The organism is Prevotella multiformis, assembly GCF_018127985.1.
Classification (GTDB): Bacteria; Bacteroidota; Bacteroidia; order Bacteroidales; family Bacteroidaceae; genus Prevotella; species Prevotella multiformis.
In genome coordinates this window covers 1,226,642-1,242,490 of sequence record NZ_CP072357.1, presented here as the reverse complement: position 1 = coordinate 1,242,490, position 15,849 = coordinate 1,226,642, and the positions used below count along the sequence as shown (strand labels likewise).

Genomic DNA, 15,849 nt, shown 5'->3' with positions numbered 1-15,849 from the left:
GAGCCTTGCCGGTCAATATCCCTCCGGCAGAAACCCGGTAATATCCTGCCCGAAGCGCTTCAGTTCTCTTACCATGCTGGAGCTGATGCTTTCCAGCTGCGGATCGGCATAGAGGAGAATGGTCTCGATGCCGCCCAGCCGGCGGTTTATGTCAGCCTGTTCACGCTCGTATTCGAAGTCTTTCATGCTGCGTACGCCCTTGATGATATATCCGGCTCTTTCGCGGCGGGCGAAGTCGACGGTCAGGTCGCTGTACGCCTTCACCTCTACCTTCGGATTGCCGGCATAGAGGCGTGCGATGCGCTCCGTCCGTTCTGCTGTATCGAGCATGTATTGCTTGCGGCCGTTGATGCCTACCCCGATGACAATCCTGTCGAAGAGCGGCAGTGAACGGCGTACGATGGCATCGTGTCCGATGGTGAACGGATCGAAACTCCCGACGAAAATTCCTGTTCTCATAAGCGGCTGCATGCTGTTTGTTTCTCCGGCGTCGACGGTCTGGCTGAAACCAGACGCCGGGTCTTCTTGTCTTCCGGGGCCGGCCGGACCGGTTCTGGGCTGGTGCTGCGGACGGCTTTTCCGGATGCAGACCGTCTGCCTGCGGCATCCTGACAGCACCTGCCCTGTGCCCCTTCTTTCCGCTGCAAATATACTCCATTTCCAGAACATAACCAAGAAAGCCGGTGGATTATTTCCCACCGGCTATCCCCTGTATGTCCTGCAACGATACGTTGCCGAGAATATTGATGAGGCTGATTTCGTCCCGTTCCACAGACAGCAGGGCAAACTCGTTCTTGCCGTTGGGGTAGTGCCGTTCGTAGATGGTGGTGTGCTCTCTGCCGTCGTTGACCTGCATGACGACCGAGAACTTCTGCTTCCTGAAGATGGCGACGGCGGCATTCTGGATGGATGCGACCATCGACGGACGTTCGCAGGACAGGATCTGCAGCCGGTCGAGCCGCCGTGCGATCCTGCTGATGTCCCTGTTCCCGGCTTTCACCTGTCCCATCATCCGCATCATGTTGCGTGAGATGTAGACCGTGGTCACCCCTTCCGCATCGCCGTATCTGTCGAACAGCTCCTTTTGGGCGAACGCCGCCGTACAGGCGATCACCGCCATGCAGACCGTCAAAATGATTCTCTTCATAATCTAATCGCTTGTCTTTTTGGTGATGTCCTCCGTTGCTTCTATTCCCCTGTTGAGGGTCTTCGAGAATTTCATCAGAGCCCGTGTGGTCTCGGCATACGCATCCTTTGTATTCGCATACGTGTCCTGTCCGCTCTGCACGGGGGCATGCTCACGCTGATAGACAATGGCGGAGGCGGCGAAGAGGAGCAGGAAGGAGGCGGCAATGCCCACTATCCAGCGCAGGTTGCTGTGCCTTGCCGTGCGGAGCGTGCCCGTCTCTATCGTATTCCACTGGCTGACCTGCCGGCTGATCCGCCCCTCCAGCCCCTCCGGGACAGGGCACTCCTCCGGCTGAAGAGCCGTGAAGAACGCACGTTCCTCCTCCTGGACGGCATCTGTGTCGTCACCCCGGAAGCAGGAGAACAGCGTGCTCTCTTCTTCCTCCGTGGCCTGCCCGTCGTAATAGCGGTCGAGCAGACGCCTGATGTCTTCAGTCTTTGTCATGTCGTATGGTCTTTATCTGTTCTCTGATTTTCCTGCGGGCACGGCTGAGGACGCTCCTTATATTCACCTCCGTAAGCCCTGTTTCCCTGCTGATTTCCCCGAAGGAGCGTCCTTCCACGTCGCGCATCAGCATGATTCTTCCCTGCGGACCGGGCAGAGAGACGATCAGCTGCCTGATCAGGTTGCATTCGTCAGCGTCTTCCACCTGCCTGCCGACGTCCTGTGCGGACACCACCTGGAGATGTCCCACGTCTTTGTCCACCTCCGGGAGGCGGGCGGCCCTCAGCCTGTCATAGAACAGCCGGCGCAGTACGCTCACGCTGTATCCCTCGGGACTGTCGGGTCTCCCTATCCTGTCACGCTGTGTCCAGAGCCGCAGGAACGTCTCCTGTACCAGGTCCTCTGCACGCTGCACATTGCCTGTGAGCCTGTATGCCACGGAAAAGAGTTTACGGTGGCAGGGAAGGAAGAGACATTTGAATTCGGTTGCTTGCATGACCGGCGGAGATAGGAAGGACAGACGTTGGGGAAGCGGCAGGGAGAACGCCGAAGGGAGAAAGTGGGAACGGAAAAAGTGTTACAGATTGCACCTTTTCCGGATTCCCTTCTTTGTGTTCTGTTCTATCACATTGCCCACGTCGCCTGGCTTGATCTTCCCTTTGATCTGGACAATGCAGCCGTCGTCTTTGTCGGTAGAGAGGAGGAGAACCTCCCGGATGCAGCCTTTTCGCTCCTTGACATAGATACGGCAGGTCTCACCGCCCTCCTTGGTATAGATGACGGGGATGTAGCCCGCCGGCAGGAAAGTCTGGACGGTATTCCGGAAACGCTCCTTTACAGCCGGCATGCAGTCTTCCAGGCTGAGGACCCGGATGGAGGAAACGGCCTTGACGGTCTCGACATCCTCCGGACTCTCCCTGACGAACAGCCGTACCAGGGACATTACAAGGCGGGGAATATGTACGTAGTCGGCATGTTTCTCGTGCCGGTATTGCTTGATCAGTCCCTCCACGTTCTGTGCAGAGGTGCCCAGTACACTGATGGACAGGCCCAGTAGGAAGAGGATTCGCTTCATCATGTTCACTCGTTTCAGTAAGGTTCTAAAATCATTTCCGACGGTCCTTTGCCTTTCATGCGAGCAGGGCAGCCGGATGGCAAAAGCTCCGAAGAGCCGACGGTGTCTCCTGCTGCCGGCAGACCGGCACGGGTATTACGGGACAGCCCTTAATGGGTCTCCAGCTCTACGATTTCGTCGATGTCGGCAGGATTGATGTGTCCGTTGATGCTGACAAGCGAGCAGTCGTCCTTGTCCATGGAGAAGATGACGAGGTTCTGAACCTCCTTCTCGTTGCCTTTTATCAGTATCCGGACTTTTTCTCCGTCGTCATTCGATTTGACCACAGGTTCGTATCCCTTTTTCTCCAGATTGCTGAACTGGCGGAAGAGATCGTCCTTCGTCTTCTGGCCGGCCTCCTCCAGCGTCAGGATCTGTATTCCGTCAATCCGGGCGGCGAGTGCTTCGGCCGTCTTGTCGTCAGCCGACTTCAGTCCCATCTTGATGAGACTTTTGGGCAGATTGAGGTAGGTGACGTTCTCCGAGTTCCTGAACTGTTTGAAGAGAGCCTCCACGCCGTCATCCTGCGATGCGCTGACAGATGCCGACGGGCGGGCCTGTACGTTACAGCCGCAAAGTAAGGTGGCGGCTGCGAAAGCCAAGGTGAAGATTTTCTTTTTCATGTCTCTGATATTGAAAAGGGTTCATACTTTGTTCCGCTTACATCTATAGAGACGGAAGAAAGGAGAACTTTGTGGCAGCGGGCCGTGTGTTTTTTCAGAAAAACTTTTCCGCTTCCTCCGGGAAGAGGGAGCGGAGACCGATGGAGCCGGCGGCAGGTGCAGCCGGAGCCGGCTCCGCCTAATCGAACAGGCCGGGCTGGAGGGAGTCGGCCTGAGCGTGGTTTCTCCCGAGGTGGGTGTAGGCAAGCCGGGTTGCCACGCGCCCTCGGGGCGTGCGTTTGATGAATCCCTCCATGATCAGGAAAGGCTCATAGACCTCCTCTACCGTACCGGAATCTTCTCCGATGGCGGTCGCGATGGTCGACACGCCCACCGGCCCGCCCCGGAACTTGTCGATGATGGTGAGGAGAATCTTGTTGTCAATCTCGTCCAGTCCGAACTTGTCGATGTTCAGCGACTGCAGGGAGAGACCGGCTATCTCGGGGGTGATGGTCCCGTTGCCCTTCACCTGGGCGAAGTCGCGCACACGGCGGAGCAGGGAGTTGCAGATACGCGGCGTGCCGCGCGAACGGCGTGCGATCTCGGCGGCGGCCTCGTCCACGATGGGGACTTTCAGCAGCTGCGCCGACCGCTTGATGATGCGTTGCAGGGTCTCCGGGTCGTAGTATTCCAGGTGGAGGTTGATGCCGAAACGGGCGCGCAGCGGAGCCGTGAGCAGTCCGCTCCGGGTGGTCGCCCCGACAAGGGTGAACGGATTGAGGTCGATCTGGATCGACCGTGCCGACGGCCCCTTGTCTATCATGATGTCGATGCGGTAGTCCTCCATGGCAGAGTAGAGGTACTCCTCCACGACAGGGGAAAGCCGGTGGATCTCGTCGATGAAGAGCACGTCGTTCGGCTCAAGGGACGTGAGGATGCCCGCCAGGTCGCCCGGCTTGTCGAGCACCGGGCCGGAAGTGATCTTGAACCCCACGCCCAGTTCGTTGGCGATGATGTTGCTCAAGGTGGTCTTGCCCAGTCCAGGAGGCCCGTGCAGGAGTGTGTGGTCGAGCGGTTCGCCGCGGTACTTGGCGGCTTCGACGAACACGCTGAGGTTCTCGACGACCTTCTGCTGTCCGCTGAAGTCACGGAAGCGCAGCGGACGGAGGGCGTTCTCGAAATCCTTCTCGGTCGAGGTCAGTTTCTCTTCATGTATGTCAAAATCTTCTGGCATCTTTCTGATTGTTTTGCAAGGACGGCACAGGACCACGAAACCGTGTCAGAGCCGCGGCCTGTCCCTCCACCGCGCAGGGGTGAGGGCGCCCGTCCGGCAGGATCGCCGCGCGCAAACGGTGTCCGCTTGCGGAAGTGATGCAGCCGGGGCAAAGACAGCCCCCGCTTCCTGTTTGCCGAATATATCTTATTTTCTGCAAAGGTACTCTATTTTTCCTGTGCAAGTGCTTTGTTTCGGAAAATTTATCTAAATTTGCAGCGTGATTTCACTTATTCCTTAAATGTATGACTAACAAACTGAACAAGAAAGCTCTTTATCGGGAGATCTTAGACTATGTGATGATTGCCGTCGGCATGTTCTCCTATGCCATCGGCTGGATGATTTTCCTTCTTCCCAACCACATCGGCAACGGCGGCGTAGCGGGACTGGCCTCCATCCTGAAATGGGGGCAGAACATCCCTGTCAGCACCACATATTTCATACTGAACGCCATCCTGCTGGCCGTTGCGCTCAAGGTGCTGGGGCTGAAGTTCTGCATCCGTACCATCTACGGTGTGGTGGTGCTGACGGTCCTGACGAGGATTCTCGGGTCGGCCTTCCCGCATCCCATGCTCCTCCATGGGCAGCCTTTCATGGCAGCCATCATCGGTGCGTCGTTCTGCGGTGTAGGACTGGCGTTCGGTCTGTCGTACAACGGAAGCTCCGGCGGATCGGATATTGTGGCGGCCATCGTCAACAAGTACCGTGACATCTCGCTCGGTCGGGTCATTCTCCTGGTGGACATGACCATTGTGACAGGCAGCTACCTTGTCCTCCACAGCTGGGAGCAGGTCATCTACGGTTACGTGAACCTTATCATCACGTCCTTCGTGCTGGATCAGGTCATCAACTCCAGCCGCCGGTCGGTACAGTTCCTGATCATCTCCGAGCGGTACAGGGAAATCTGCGACATGATCTCACGGGACCAGCCCCACCGCACCAGTACGATCGTCGATGCGAAGGGCTATTATACAGGACATGAGATAAAACTCGTCATTGTCGTGACCCGGCAGCGGGAGGCATCCTACGTCTACCGGATGATCGACGACATCGACCCCGACGCCTTCGTCACACAGAGCCAGGTCATGGGCGTGTTCGGAAAAGGATTTGACAAGTTCAAAGTGAAAAAGAAATCGGCACATAAATCCCCGCAGGGCGAGGAACTGCCCTGTGACGAACACAGGTAACGGACAGAACCGGCTGGCACCTCTTTCGTGTCAGCCGGTTCTGTCTGATGGCGCGGCCGGCCGGTTTCTTCCCGACCGGTTGGGAATCGGAGTACCAGCCGTCGGGAATCGGAGTACCAGCCGTCGGGAATCGGAGTACCGGCCGTCGGGAACAGGATTCCCGGCCGGTTGGGAATACGGGCCTTCTGCGGTACCTGCAAAGACGGGAAAGCAGAACCGTAAACTTGCGTACACCTTATATAAAATACGTGAACATATTTTGTATTATGCCGCAAATCAGCTACCTTTGCAACGTTTTAATCCAGATTGATAATGAAAATAGCATTGATAGGCTACGGCAAGATGGGGCACATGATCGAGCAGATCGCCCGTGAGCGTGGCCACGAAATCGTGAGTATCATTGATATTGACAATATAGAAGACTTTGATTCTCCGGCGTTCGCTTCGGCGGATGTCGCCATCGAGTTTACCAATCCCACGGCCGCCTTCGGCAATTACAAGCGTGCCTTCGCACATAACGTGAAGGTCGTCAGCGGTTCGACGGGCTGGATGCAGGACCACAAGGCGGATGTCGAGAAGATGTGTACGGAAGGCGGACAGACGCTGTTCTGGGCGAGCAACTTCTCCATCGGCGTGGCGATCTTTTCGGCTGTCAACCGCTATCTGGCGAAGATCATGAACGGTTTTCCGCAGTATGACGTCAAGATGGAAGAGGTGCATCATGTCCATAAACTCGATGCGCCGTCGGGCACTGCCATCACCCTCGCAGAGGACATCATCGCCCGTCTTGACCGCAAGGACAAGTGGGTAAAAGGCTTCCAGCATGCTGCTGACGGTACGGAAACCGGCAGCAACGAAGCCGCTCCGGACGAGCTGCCCATCGCTTCCATCCGTCGCGGAGAAGTGCCGGGCATCCACAGCGTCAGCTACGATTCCGAGGCCGACAAGATCACCATTACCCACGATGCCCACAGCCGGAAGGGCTTTGCGCTCGGTGCGGTCCTGGCAGCTGAATACACCAAGGACCACTCCGGTCTGCTCACAACGAGCGACCTGTTCCGGTTCTGAAGTCCTGTCGCCGGTTCCGCCGTCAGCCCCTGTCGTCGCTGCCCGTCGCCTGGCTCCCGCATTTCCTCCTTCTCATTTATATCCGCTTATCATCGGCTAAAGCCATTTCCAACATGATCGATAAAGAAAAAGCAGCCCTCAATCCCAAGAAACAGTGGGCCAAGTTTGTTAGTGTTTTCGTCCTCTACCTTCTCTTCCTCTTCTGGGTCAAGAGCTGGTGGGGACTGTTAGTCGTCCCTTTCATCTTCGATGTGTACATCACGAAGAAGATCCGCTGGCAGTGGTGGAAGGATGCTGAAGGACCCGTCCGTTTCGTGATGGGATGGGTGGATGCGCTGGTGTTCGCACTGGTGGCGGTCTACTTCATCAACCTCTTCTTCTTCCAGAACTACGTCATCCCGTCTTCATCCCTCGAGAAGTCGCTCCTCACAGGCGACTACCTCTTTGTGTCGAAGGTCAGCTACGGGCCGCGTATCCCCGAGACACCGCTGACCATGCCCTTGACCCAGCACACGCTCCCGCTCATCAATACGAAGAGCTACATCTCCTGGCCGCACTGGGACTACCGCCGGGTGAAGGGGCTGGGGAAGGTGCAGCTGAACGATATTGTCGTTTTCAACTTCCCTGCCGGTGATACGATCATGAGCGAACCGGCCTATCAGGGCAACGACTTCTATCACGATGCCTACACCATGGGAGAGGACTTCCTTGCCCAGCAGAACCCCGGCATCAACCTGTCGGCCATGACCACCCTCCAGCAGCGGGCCTTCTACGAAAAGGCGTATGCCACCGGCAGGGCCTATATCGTCAAGAACGCCGGGACTTACGGACCGTTGGACTGGCGGCCGACGGACCGACGAGAAAATTATGTGAAGCGTTGTGTCGGCCTGCCCGGGCAGACCCTGCAGATCCGGAACAGGATAGTCTATCTCGACGGAAAGGCCGACAAAGAGCCGGAGAAGGTGCAGTACACATACTTTATCAAGTTCAACAACATCACGGCGGCCGACCTCCTCGGCGAACGTTTCGACGACCTGCGGAAGGACTTCGAAATCAGTGCGGAGGACGTGCAGAGCCTCAGCCGCCTGCACGGCTATGATGTCGACCGGGGCTATGTGCTCAACAATGCCGTGCTCCTCCAGTATGACGGTTACATGCCGTTGACGAAACGTGCGGCCGCCGAACTGAAGCGAGAGGGGCTGGTGAAGTCGATGCGCCCGGTGACGGACAGGGACCTCTATGCAGGGCCTTACTATCCGCTCAACGCCTTCACGGGCTGGACGCGCGACAACTACGGGCCGATATGGATTCCTGCCAAGGGCAAGTCCATCGCGCTTACTTTGCAGAACCTCCCTGTCTACGAGCGTTGCATCAAGGTGTATGAAAAGAACGACCTGCAGGTCAGGAACGGCCGGATCTACATCAACGGCAAGCCCGCCGGCAGCTATACTTTCAAGATGGACTACTACTGGATGATGGGCGACAACCGCCACAACTCTGCCGACAGCCGTTACTGGGGCTTTGTCCCGGAGGACCATATCGTGGGCAAGCCGCTGTTCATCTGGTGGTCGAGCGATCCTGACCGCAAGGGCTTCGGCGGTATCCGCTGGCACAGGCTGTTCAACTGGGTGGACAACATCAGATAGAGTAGCCTCCTCCCCCCGGATCCCTCTGAAGGGAGGGGATGTGCGGATTACCATGGTCTGGTGAAGCCCTTGCGCATCCCCTCCTTTTGTTTCATTATCCTCTGAAATAAGACAGGGAAACCCTGTCTCCTTGATTTGGCAAAGTCTCCCCATGATAGATTCTGACAACCGCCACAACGGCAATCCTGCCTCCCCCCCCTCGGAAAAGTGCGGGGAGGCCCTGCTGTCTTCCGCCTATTTCGCCCCTATCCAGTGGTATCAGAAGCTGAACCGCTATGACACCTGCCTGATCGAGCAGCACGACCACTTCGTCAAGCAGACCTACCGCAACCGCTGCGTGATTGCGGCCGCCAACGGACCGCAGCCGCTCACGGTTCCTGTGGAGAGGTTCGAGGAACTGAAGTGTCCGATGAAGGATGTGCGTATCAGCGACCATGCCAACTGGCGGCACCAGCACTGGAATGCGTTGCAGTCGGCTTACGGTGAGAGTCCGTTCTTTGCGTATTACGAGGACGACATACGTCCCTTCTTTGAGCGGAAGTGGACTTTCCTCTATGATTTCAACTGGGAGATAACGCTCAAGGTGTGCGAACTCATCGACATAATGCCCTGTATGCGGCGCACAGATGGCTATGTGACGGCCGTTTCTGACGGGACAGATGATTTCAGGGAGGTGATTCGTCCAAAACATCCGGGTGCCGATCCGGACTTCGCACCGGCCCGTTATTATCAGGTCTACCAGCAGAAATTCGGCTTTCTCTCCAACCTCAGCATCCTCGACCTGCTGTTCAACGAGGGCAACGAGAGTGTGCTGTACCTGTAGGATGCCGTGCGTGGCTTTGTCTTCCGGCGGTTTTGTGCCCGTCGCTCACGGACGTGTTTCCCCGCTGTCACAAACAGACAATCCCCACGAGGACGAGTGCCCGTCTTCGTGGGGATTGTCTGTTCCGTAGGGGAAGCCGTCCTTCTCATTCTCTTCAGGCCTGTTCTGGAAGTCGTACGGAAGCCTGTCGCTGCCGGAAATGTTGCCGGCGTTTTGTGTCTTTTCGTCTTCAGGCGGATGTTCCGGTTTCGCTTTCTGTCGCGTCAGATACCATGCTCCCTTCAAGAGGACAGTATCTGAATCTGCCTGAAAGATGGAGATCCGTCCAAGACAGCCTTCCGGTCTGGACAGGAAAGCAGTGGATGGAAGAAACGGAACAACTTACTTCCTGTGCAGGAAGAAACGCACCAGCAGGAAGTTGACGGGGACACAGATGGCGAACATGGGAATCATCGCCAGCTGTTTGCTGATTCCCGTCCATAGGAAAAGATGAAGGAAGGCCGTCTGCAGGCCGTAGTTGATGATGTGTGAGAAGATGAATCCGGCTCCCCTCTTCGCCGTAGACTTCACCCGGAAGGTATAGCGTGTGGAAGCAATGTAGTTGAAGGTGAAGCTGAGTAGATAAGCGACCGTGTTGGCGGCCAGCGGCTGCATCCAAAGGAGCATCAGCAGGTAAACAGCGTACTGGATGCCTGTCGCCAATGCGCCTACAAGCATGAAACGCACGATTTCATCGAGTTCCTTCCGGTGCTTTTTCTTCACTTTCCACATTCTGTCTCTCCGTTTCTGAAAGGTTTGTAAAATCCTCTGTCGGCGTATGCGAGCAGCTCTCTGTCGCCCCGGCTGTCGCCGAAAGCGGTCAGTCTGTAGTCCTTGCGGTGCGGATAGAGGGCTGTAAGCCGGTTGACTTTCTCCTGTCCATAGCAGTTGCGGGAGGTGAAACGCCCCGTGAGAAGTCCGTCGGCGACTTCTATCTGGGTTCCCAGGACCTGCACCTTTCCGCCGAATCCGTCGAAGAACGGACGTACCCAGTTGTCGATACTCGCACTGATGACCACGACGGCCGTCTCCGGTTCGCCCAATATTCTTTTGACCGTCGCCACGCCCTCGGGGCGGAGCAGCTGTGGATTCTGCCGGGCAAAGGAAAGGCAGAGCCTGTCGAACACGCCGGCCTCCATCCCCTTGAAAAACCAGGAGAATACCTGCTGTTTCACCTTCCAGTTGGGATAGAGATGCAGCTTCATCAGGACGATCAGGGGGGAGAAGTACAGGAAACCGGCCGCCATCCGTATGCCGCCTTTGGCAAAGCGGATGAAGGCTGGCAGGGTGTCCTTGTCGGTCAGGGTCCCGTCGAAGTCGAAAGCGTAGATTCTTTTCATTTCTTGTCTGGCCGGCTCGGGGTGCCGTGCAGGGGGTGTCTTGCCGGGAACGGCTCTGGAAATCCCCCGCCGGGACACCGGTATGCGGAAGCCTGCCTAAATATTCTTGAGTACGTAGATGATAAAGAGGAAAGCCAGTCCGAAGGCCAGGACGGTACACTGCATGAACCGGTCGTGGAGCATCACCTTCGTAGGGTCGCCGCTCTTCTTGTCGACGACGGAAATCTGGATGTAACGGAGCAGTCCCACCAGGACGAAGACACTCGTCAGATAGAGATAGTCCGTATGGAAATTCTGAATCGTCTCGGGGCTTACCGTGTACATGATGTAGCATACCAGAGTGACACTTGCCGTGATCGTGATAGACTGGTTGATGAAAGTGAGGTTGTAGCGGATCGTGTTCTGGCGGGGAGCATGGCCCGTCTCGTTCATCCGAACGACATCGTCGCGCCGCTTGGCAAAGGAGAGGAAGAGCATCAGGAGGAAGGTCATCAGCACGATCCATCGGCTCAGACGGATGTCTGTGGCATAGCCTCCCGCAAGGATTCTGAGGACGAATCCGAATGCGACGATGCACACGTCTATGATGGCGTACCGCTTCAGCCTGAGGCAGTAGGCGATGTTCAGCAGCCAGTAGAAGAGAATCACGCTGGCGGTCTCAGTCTGATGTGAAGACAGCAGAAGGGTCGAAACCATCGACAGGGCGAACATCAGCGCCATCAGCAGATAGCCTTGCACGACGGTGATGGCTCCTGAAGCCATCGGACGGTGACACTTGACAGGATGCCGGCGGTCGTCTTCGACATCGACAATATCGTTGAGGCAGTAGATGGAGGAGGCCGCAAAGCTGAACGACAGCACCGTGACAAGCGCCGCATAGACTGCCTCGGGCTGCAGCAGCGCCCCTCCGAAGAAGACCGGGAGGAGCACAACGAGATTCTTTATCCACTGGTGCGGGCGGATCAGACGGATGAGGTTTTTCATTTCATTCTATTCTCTATGGGAGTGATGAATCGTTCAAGCAAGGCGTGCAGCATCCACGCCAGGAAAATGGTGACAAGGGTCGTCACGAGGAATGTAGGCCAGTAGGACCAGCCGTTGCGCTCGACATACTCCAGTACGAAGTGGTCGTGGATGAGATACGCCTCCAGGCTTAATGTGCCGACAAGACGGAAGACTTTGTTCACGGTGTCGGGCAGCCGGCGGAAGATCCGGTTCAGCAGGAGGATGGTCGTGACCGTAAGGGGAATGTAGAGCATCCGCTCCAGAAAGAGGGGAAACTGTCCGTGCTTCACCTGTTCCAGGAAGATACTGGAGGCGAGCGCCATGACGAACATCAGGCCGATCATCCAGATGGAAGCTCCGTCCATCGTTTCCTTCCGTTTCACCGCAGCCGCCATGTTGATGCCGATGAAGAAGATCGGGACACGGCTCCAGAAGATTTCCAGGTGCCCTACTGCCTCATGGACCGGGGTGACGTATTGTACGAGGATGCACCACATGATCATGGCTACCGGCAGCCAGCGGTAGATGGGATGACGGATGACGAGGCTCATATAGAACGGACTGACGGCATAGAGGAACAGGATGGCGGGAATGTACCAGAACGTCAGTTCGTCGTGCAGCCAGAAGTCCCAGTTGACAGTGATGTCGCCGACGAGGTCGATGAGGCTGGTGCTGTGTCCGCTATGTCCCGCAAAGCCGGCAGACAGATAATCGGGGATGTAGTACAGGGATGCCATGAGAAGCCATGCCGGATAGATACGCAGGAAGCGGCGCAGATAGAACCGGTGCAGGGACGGATTCCTCGTCCAGGAGAACCAGAGTCCCATGCCGCTTAGAAACAGGAAAATGTCAACCCCTATGTTGCCCATCCTCCGCAGGCCGAAGAAGATGTCCTCTCGCGGCAGTCCTACATGGAAGAGTATGACGAAGAGCATGGCTGCTCCCATCAGTTCGCTGCGGTAGCGGCTTATGTTGGCCAGTTCGATGTCTTTTATCTTCATATCTTTCCGCAATGGAATCGTAGGATTTCACTTGAGTTCCGGGTTCGGGATCTTCTTCATCAGTTCCTTGAACAGCCATGCCAGACAGAGGGAGGCGAGGACATACAGCAGGAGTCCTGTCCAGTGATCTCCGCCCCGTGAGATGGGAATGAAGACCTTTCTCGTTATGGGGTGACAGACGAAGAGAGCCGCCGAGATACTGCCTGTCCAGGAGAGGATGTGCATCAGCGGTGACCGCCGCCTGCCGGCGAAAGCCTCGAATCCTCCCAGCAGTTTCACGAAGCTGACGGAGGCGATGCAGACGGCCAGCGGTACGAGATACCACGACAGGGCATTGAAACTCATCAGCAGGACGGCGAGGGCGGAGACGAGGAATGCAGCCCCGTGGGTCGCCATGCTCCACGGCCGCATGTACCTCGCATAAAGCAGTCCTGTCCCGAAAGGCAGCATGGCACCTACGAAGTTATACCTCCACTGGTTCAGCGCCTCGCTTTCAGGAGGGCACGCCAGCTGGACGGCGGTGCAGACCACGATCAGGGCTGCGGTCCACATCCAGTGCCGCCGGTAGAGGAGAAGGCGGTAGACGATATAAAGCTGGAACATCAGTCCAAAGAACCAGTAAGGCCCCGGCCAGATGATCTTGTCGGGGAATGGAAGTACGTTGTTGAAAAGTCCCAGCTGGGCAAGGATGTCCGTCACGGCGTAACGGTGAGGGACGGGCGTGACGGCATCCAGCAGGGTGAAGGCGACGAATCCGACGATCATCATGCGGAAAAGCTTCAGCCAGTGATACCTGATGAATCCTGACAGGGGGAGCCGCCTTGTTCCGTCTGCGGACAAACCGCCCTGCCCCCGCTCGTATTTCATGGTCAGTCCGTATGCGGAGAGGAACAGGAAGACCGGCACGCCGTAGTGCCCGAAGAACGACAATACGTGGAAAAGAAACAGGTCGTCCCACGGCCCTCGCAGGATCTGCCAGAACCCGTCTGCGTTGTGCTGGAAATACTGGTACTCGTTTTCCTTCACCACCGGTCCCAGCCAATGGCAGTAATTGTGCAGGAAGATTCCGATGATGGCAAGTCCCCGCAGTGCATTGCATTCAGTTCTTGTCAACAGTTCTCTGTTCATTTCCCGTGTTTTGCAAGTTGGTCGTAATCCGTCGTATTCTTCAGCAGCCTCGGCCGCTTCTCATCGTAGTCGGGGCTGAGCACGTTGTATTCCGCATGATAGTCTTTCGTATGGATCCCCGCCAGATACAGGAGCAGATGCGGCAGGGCATCCGTCATGAAACGGCGGTGGCGGGCACGGATGATCTGCTGGAAGATGTCCGGATGCTTCGCCGCATACTTATGCGAGCAGAAGATCCAGAACGGAATCTCGAACTCATAATGCGCCAGGTCGTAGTCAATGGTGTCAGAGTGGTTTCGGCAGATGAAGCCGCGGCTGCCCTCGTAGCATTCTTCTCCGTGGTCGGGCATATAGATGACGATGGCCTCCCGGTCTTCAAACCGTCTGACGATCTGGTCGACGATGGAGTCATTGTACAGGACGGCATTGTCGTAATCGGCCAGGACATTCCGTCGGCTCAGGTCGAGATCCGGCCGTTTTTCTGCATAGTCTTCTCCCCTGAAGTGATGGCGGTCGGCCGGATAACGCTGCTGGTAGTTGACGTGCTGGCCGATGAGATGGAAGATGATGAGGTTGTGGTCTGAATTGTACTGCTGCTGGTTCTTGTCGTAGTCATCCAGCAGTCCGCAGTCGTAGCGGTACAGCTGCTTGTTGCGTGCATCGAACATCGCCCTCGACAGCTCCGGGTGGTTCAGGAAGAATCCGCCGCTGAAGTCGTACACGGCTTCCTTTGCCTTGGGCAGGAACTGGTTGGTGAGGAAGGTCACGTGATAGCCGGCTCTGCGGAACAGTTCGGGGAAGAGCGGGTAGTCGCACCACTCTCCTTTCTCGCCTGCAACATGGAGGGAAAAGACGTTCTTGAAGACGAAGCTGGTCAGATTCCAGGGAGACACCACATCGCTGAACGGCACCAGCAGCCCTGTCTTCTCACGCCTTATCTGCCGCGGGGTGGTCGGCATGAAGTATCCGTACTGTTCCGAATGGTGCTTGCCATAGCTTTCCCCGATGATAAGAACGATATCCGGCGAACGGAACGAGCAGCTGTCTACTGTCACCTTGTCCTTTGCCACGATAAGGCGGTCGATCTGCTTCGATGCCAGCTCGTTGGAGAAGATGCTGAATACAAGACGGTAGACCGGAAGATAGAACTCGGCGCACTTGCGGTGCGTCAGCTCATGTTCTACGGAGCCGATGGTGTCCAGCGAGAATATCTGCGCTATTTCCCTTTTGTTGTGTGCGGATCTGACCACCGACCAGACAAGCAGCACGAGAAAGATGAATCCCAGGGCCGGCTGCAGGGAGGAAAGCCGCTGTCTCCAGGCCGCTGCCCGCCGTCTGAAAATCGCCGGCAGCATGGTCTTCCCGCAGAAAGCGGTAAGAATATGGACAAGCAGAATCAGCCCTAACACGCCCACACTCGATGCAAGGAGGTCGGCAGTGAAGTAACTGCTGAAGAACTCGCCGGCCTCGCGGCCATTGGTCTCGCCGACGAGAAGAAGCATGGAGGGATTCAGCGTCGACTGGAACTTCACCCAGCAGAACAGGTCGGTGATATTTGTCGTGTAGGCGATGACATACAGACAGGCACGCACCCACCGGCGTATCTTCCGGGGTATCAGCATGAGGATCACGGCTATTGCATACAGGTCGAGAAACAGCTCCAGCCAGAGGTTTCCGTAAACTTTTTCCTCGGGATTGCCGGCCGGCAGTTCGGCATACGACACGAATATCCCTATCAGGTACATGAAAACGAAGAATGAGGCATTGTCCCTGATGGGCTGCCATACTTTATTCAACAGGCGGATAGCTTTCTCTCTGTATTTCATTTATGCGCATAGAATTATAGAAATTATGTGCAAAGTTAACTTTATTTTATGAGTAAGTCTATTTTAAAGTACAATTTAACACTGTCGGCCGTTCCATTCTCCTTCTTCATGGAATTCAGGACCGGTATGCCTGTGCGGCATTCTCCCCGGTGGATGGAGGTCTC

The 15,849-nt window shown here is 56.4% G+C and carries 17 protein-coding genes; 4 read left to right on the top strand and 13 right to left on the bottom strand.

Features of this window, described 5'->3' with window-relative positions:
* Nucleotides 1–12 precede the first annotated feature (12 nt).
* From coaD to ruvB, 7 genes are all read right to left on the bottom strand, one after another.
* Nucleotides 13–459 carry a pantetheine-phosphate adenylyltransferase gene (gene coaD, locus J4864_RS05005; protein ID WP_211813938.1) on the bottom strand — a complete coding sequence of 149 codons (447 nt, stop codon included), beginning with the start codon at nt 457–459 and terminating at the stop codon, nt 13–15.
* Nucleotides 460–688: 229 nt separating this feature from the next.
* The gene (locus tag J4864_RS05000; protein WP_211813937.1) at nt 689–1,147 is read right to left on the bottom strand and encodes a DUF4252 domain-containing protein; all 459 of its coding nucleotides are present in this window, start codon (nt 1,145–1,147) and stop codon (nt 689–691) included.
* Between the two features lie 3 nt (nt 1,148–1,150).
* A complete protein-coding gene (locus J4864_RS04995; protein WP_211813936.1) occupies nt 1,151–1,633 on the bottom strand; it encodes a PG0215 family putative anti-sigma factor in 483 nt (160 codons plus the stop codon).
* Nucleotides 1,620–2,129 carry a GFO_1088 family ECF-type sigma factor gene (locus tag J4864_RS04990; RefSeq protein WP_211813934.1) on the bottom strand — a complete coding sequence of 170 codons (510 nt, stop codon included), beginning with the start codon at nt 2,127–2,129 and terminating at the stop codon, nt 1,620–1,622. Before J4864_RS04990 ends, J4864_RS04995 begins: the two co-directional genes overlap by 14 nt.
* A gap of 81 nt (nt 2,130–2,210) precedes the next feature.
* Nucleotides 2,211–2,711, bottom strand: coding sequence for a DUF4252 domain-containing protein (locus tag J4864_RS04985; protein WP_246479375.1), 501 nt, complete (start codon nt 2,709–2,711; stop codon nt 2,211–2,213).
* Between the two features lie 146 nt (nt 2,712–2,857).
* Nucleotides 2,858–3,370: a DUF4252 domain-containing protein gene (locus J4864_RS04980; protein ID WP_211813932.1), complete on the bottom strand. Its 513-nt coding sequence runs from the start codon at nt 3,368–3,370 to the stop codon at nt 2,858–2,860.
* Nucleotides 3,371–3,548: 178 nt separating this feature from the next.
* Nucleotides 3,549–4,583, bottom strand: coding sequence for a Holliday junction branch migration DNA helicase RuvB (gene ruvB / locus J4864_RS04975; protein WP_211813930.1), 1,035 nt, complete (start codon nt 4,581–4,583; stop codon nt 3,549–3,551).
* A gap of 284 nt (nt 4,584–4,867) precedes the next feature.
* Here ruvB and J4864_RS04970 point away from each other — a divergent pair, with 284 nt between their 5' ends.
* The 4 genes from J4864_RS04970 to J4864_RS04955 all read left to right on the top strand — a co-directional run bounded on the left by J4864_RS04970 (nt 4,868) and on the right by J4864_RS04955 (nt 9,346).
* On the top strand, nt 4,868–5,809 hold the full coding sequence (locus J4864_RS04970; RefSeq protein WP_007367651.1) for a YitT family protein: 942 nt from the start codon (nt 4,868–4,870) through the stop codon (nt 5,807–5,809).
* A 312-nt stretch (nt 5,810–6,121) separates the two neighbouring features.
* On the top strand, nt 6,122–6,877 hold the full coding sequence (gene dapB / locus J4864_RS04965; RefSeq protein WP_007367650.1) for a 4-hydroxy-tetrahydrodipicolinate reductase: 756 nt from the start codon (nt 6,122–6,124) through the stop codon (nt 6,875–6,877).
* Nucleotides 6,878–6,990: 113 nt separating this feature from the next.
* The gene (locus tag J4864_RS04960; protein ID WP_211813929.1) at nt 6,991–8,523 is read left to right on the top strand and encodes a S26 family signal peptidase; all 1,533 of its coding nucleotides are present in this window, start codon (nt 6,991–6,993) and stop codon (nt 8,521–8,523) included.
* Nucleotides 8,524–8,674: 151 nt separating this feature from the next.
* Nucleotides 8,675–9,346, top strand: a complete 672-nt coding sequence (locus J4864_RS04955; RefSeq protein WP_246479373.1) for a WbqC family protein — start codon at nt 8,675–8,677, stop codon at nt 9,344–9,346.
* 381 nt (nt 9,347–9,727) lie between these two features.
* On the opposite strand, the gene J4864_RS04950 is transcribed toward J4864_RS04955, so the two are convergent.
* The 6 genes from J4864_RS04950 to J4864_RS04925 all read right to left on the bottom strand — a co-directional run bounded on the left by J4864_RS04950 (nt 9,728) and on the right by J4864_RS04925 (nt 15,685).
* Nucleotides 9,728–10,117 carry a GtrA family protein gene (locus J4864_RS04950; RefSeq protein WP_211813928.1) on the bottom strand — a complete coding sequence of 130 codons (390 nt, stop codon included), beginning with the start codon at nt 10,115–10,117 and terminating at the stop codon, nt 9,728–9,730.
* On the bottom strand, nt 10,105–10,725 hold the full coding sequence (locus J4864_RS04945; protein WP_211813927.1) for an HAD-IB family phosphatase: 621 nt from the start codon (nt 10,723–10,725) through the stop codon (nt 10,105–10,107). The genes J4864_RS04950 and J4864_RS04945 overlap by 13 nt, the downstream gene beginning before the upstream one ends.
* Nucleotides 10,726–10,821: 96 nt before the next feature.
* Nucleotides 10,822–11,709 (bottom strand): decaprenyl-phosphate phosphoribosyltransferase, encoded by an 888-nt coding sequence (locus tag J4864_RS04940; protein ID WP_007367645.1) that lies wholly within the window; start codon nt 11,707–11,709, stop codon nt 10,822–10,824.
* Complete coding sequence (locus tag J4864_RS04935; protein WP_211813926.1) at nt 11,706–12,731, bottom strand: acyltransferase family protein; 1,026 nt, start codon at nt 12,729–12,731, stop codon at nt 11,706–11,708. The genes J4864_RS04940 and J4864_RS04935 overlap by 4 nt, the downstream gene beginning before the upstream one ends.
* A gap of 27 nt (nt 12,732–12,758) precedes the next feature.
* The gene (locus J4864_RS04930; protein WP_211813925.1) at nt 12,759–13,859 is read right to left on the bottom strand and encodes an acyltransferase family protein; all 1,101 of its coding nucleotides are present in this window, start codon (nt 13,857–13,859) and stop codon (nt 12,759–12,761) included.
* Nucleotides 13,856–15,685, bottom strand: a complete 1,830-nt coding sequence (locus tag J4864_RS04925) for a phosphoethanolamine transferase (RefSeq protein ID WP_211813924.1) — start codon at nt 15,683–15,685, stop codon at nt 13,856–13,858. Before J4864_RS04925 ends, J4864_RS04930 begins: the two co-directional genes overlap by 4 nt.
* Between the last annotated feature and the right edge of the window lie 164 nt (nt 15,686–15,849).

Coding starts and splice junctions, on each gene's coding strand:
- coaD (WP_211813938.1), bottom strand. CDS start 459: ATGAGAACAGGAATTTTCGTCGGGAGTTTCGATCCGTTCACCATCGGA.
- J4864_RS05000 (WP_211813937.1), bottom strand. CDS start 1,147: ATGAAGAGAATCATTTTGACGGTCTGCATGGCGGTGATCGCCTGTACG.
- J4864_RS04995 (WP_211813936.1), bottom strand. CDS start 1,633: ATGACAAAGACTGAAGACATCAGGCGTCTGCTCGACCGCTATTACGAC.
- J4864_RS04990 (WP_211813934.1), bottom strand. CDS start 2,129: ATGCAAGCAACCGAATTCAAATGTCTCTTCCTTCCCTGCCACCGTAAA.
- J4864_RS04985 (WP_246479375.1), bottom strand. CDS start 2,711: ATGATGAAGCGAATCCTCTTCCTACTGGGCCTGTCCATCAGTGTACTG.
- J4864_RS04980 (WP_211813932.1), bottom strand. CDS start 3,370: ATGAAAAAGAAAATCTTCACCTTGGCTTTCGCAGCCGCCACCTTACTT.
- ruvB (WP_211813930.1), bottom strand. CDS start 4,583: ATGCCAGAAGATTTTGACATACATGAAGAGAAACTGACCTCGACCGAG.
- J4864_RS04970 (WP_007367651.1), top strand. CDS start 4,868: ATGACTAACAAACTGAACAAGAAAGCTCTTTATCGGGAGATCTTAGAC.
- dapB (WP_007367650.1), top strand. CDS start 6,122: ATGAAAATAGCATTGATAGGCTACGGCAAGATGGGGCACATGATCGAG.
- J4864_RS04960 (WP_211813929.1), top strand. CDS start 6,991: ATGATCGATAAAGAAAAAGCAGCCCTCAATCCCAAGAAACAGTGGGCC.
- J4864_RS04955 (WP_246479373.1), top strand. CDS start 8,675: ATGATAGATTCTGACAACCGCCACAACGGCAATCCTGCCTCCCCCCCC.
- J4864_RS04950 (WP_211813928.1), bottom strand. CDS start 10,117: ATGTGGAAAGTGAAGAAAAAGCACCGGAAGGAACTCGATGAAATCGTG.
- J4864_RS04945 (WP_211813927.1), bottom strand. CDS start 10,725: ATGAAAAGAATCTACGCTTTCGACTTCGACGGGACCCTGACCGACAAG.
- J4864_RS04940 (WP_007367645.1), bottom strand. CDS start 11,709: ATGAAAAACCTCATCCGTCTGATCCGCCCGCACCAGTGGATAAAGAAT.
- J4864_RS04935 (WP_211813926.1), bottom strand. CDS start 12,731: ATGAAGATAAAAGACATCGAACTGGCCAACATAAGCCGCTACCGCAGC.
- J4864_RS04930 (WP_211813925.1), bottom strand. CDS start 13,859: ATGAACAGAGAACTGTTGACAAGAACTGAATGCAATGCACTGCGGGGA.
- J4864_RS04925 (WP_211813924.1), bottom strand. CDS start 15,685: ATGAAATACAGAGAGAAAGCTATCCGCCTGTTGAATAAAGTATGGCAG.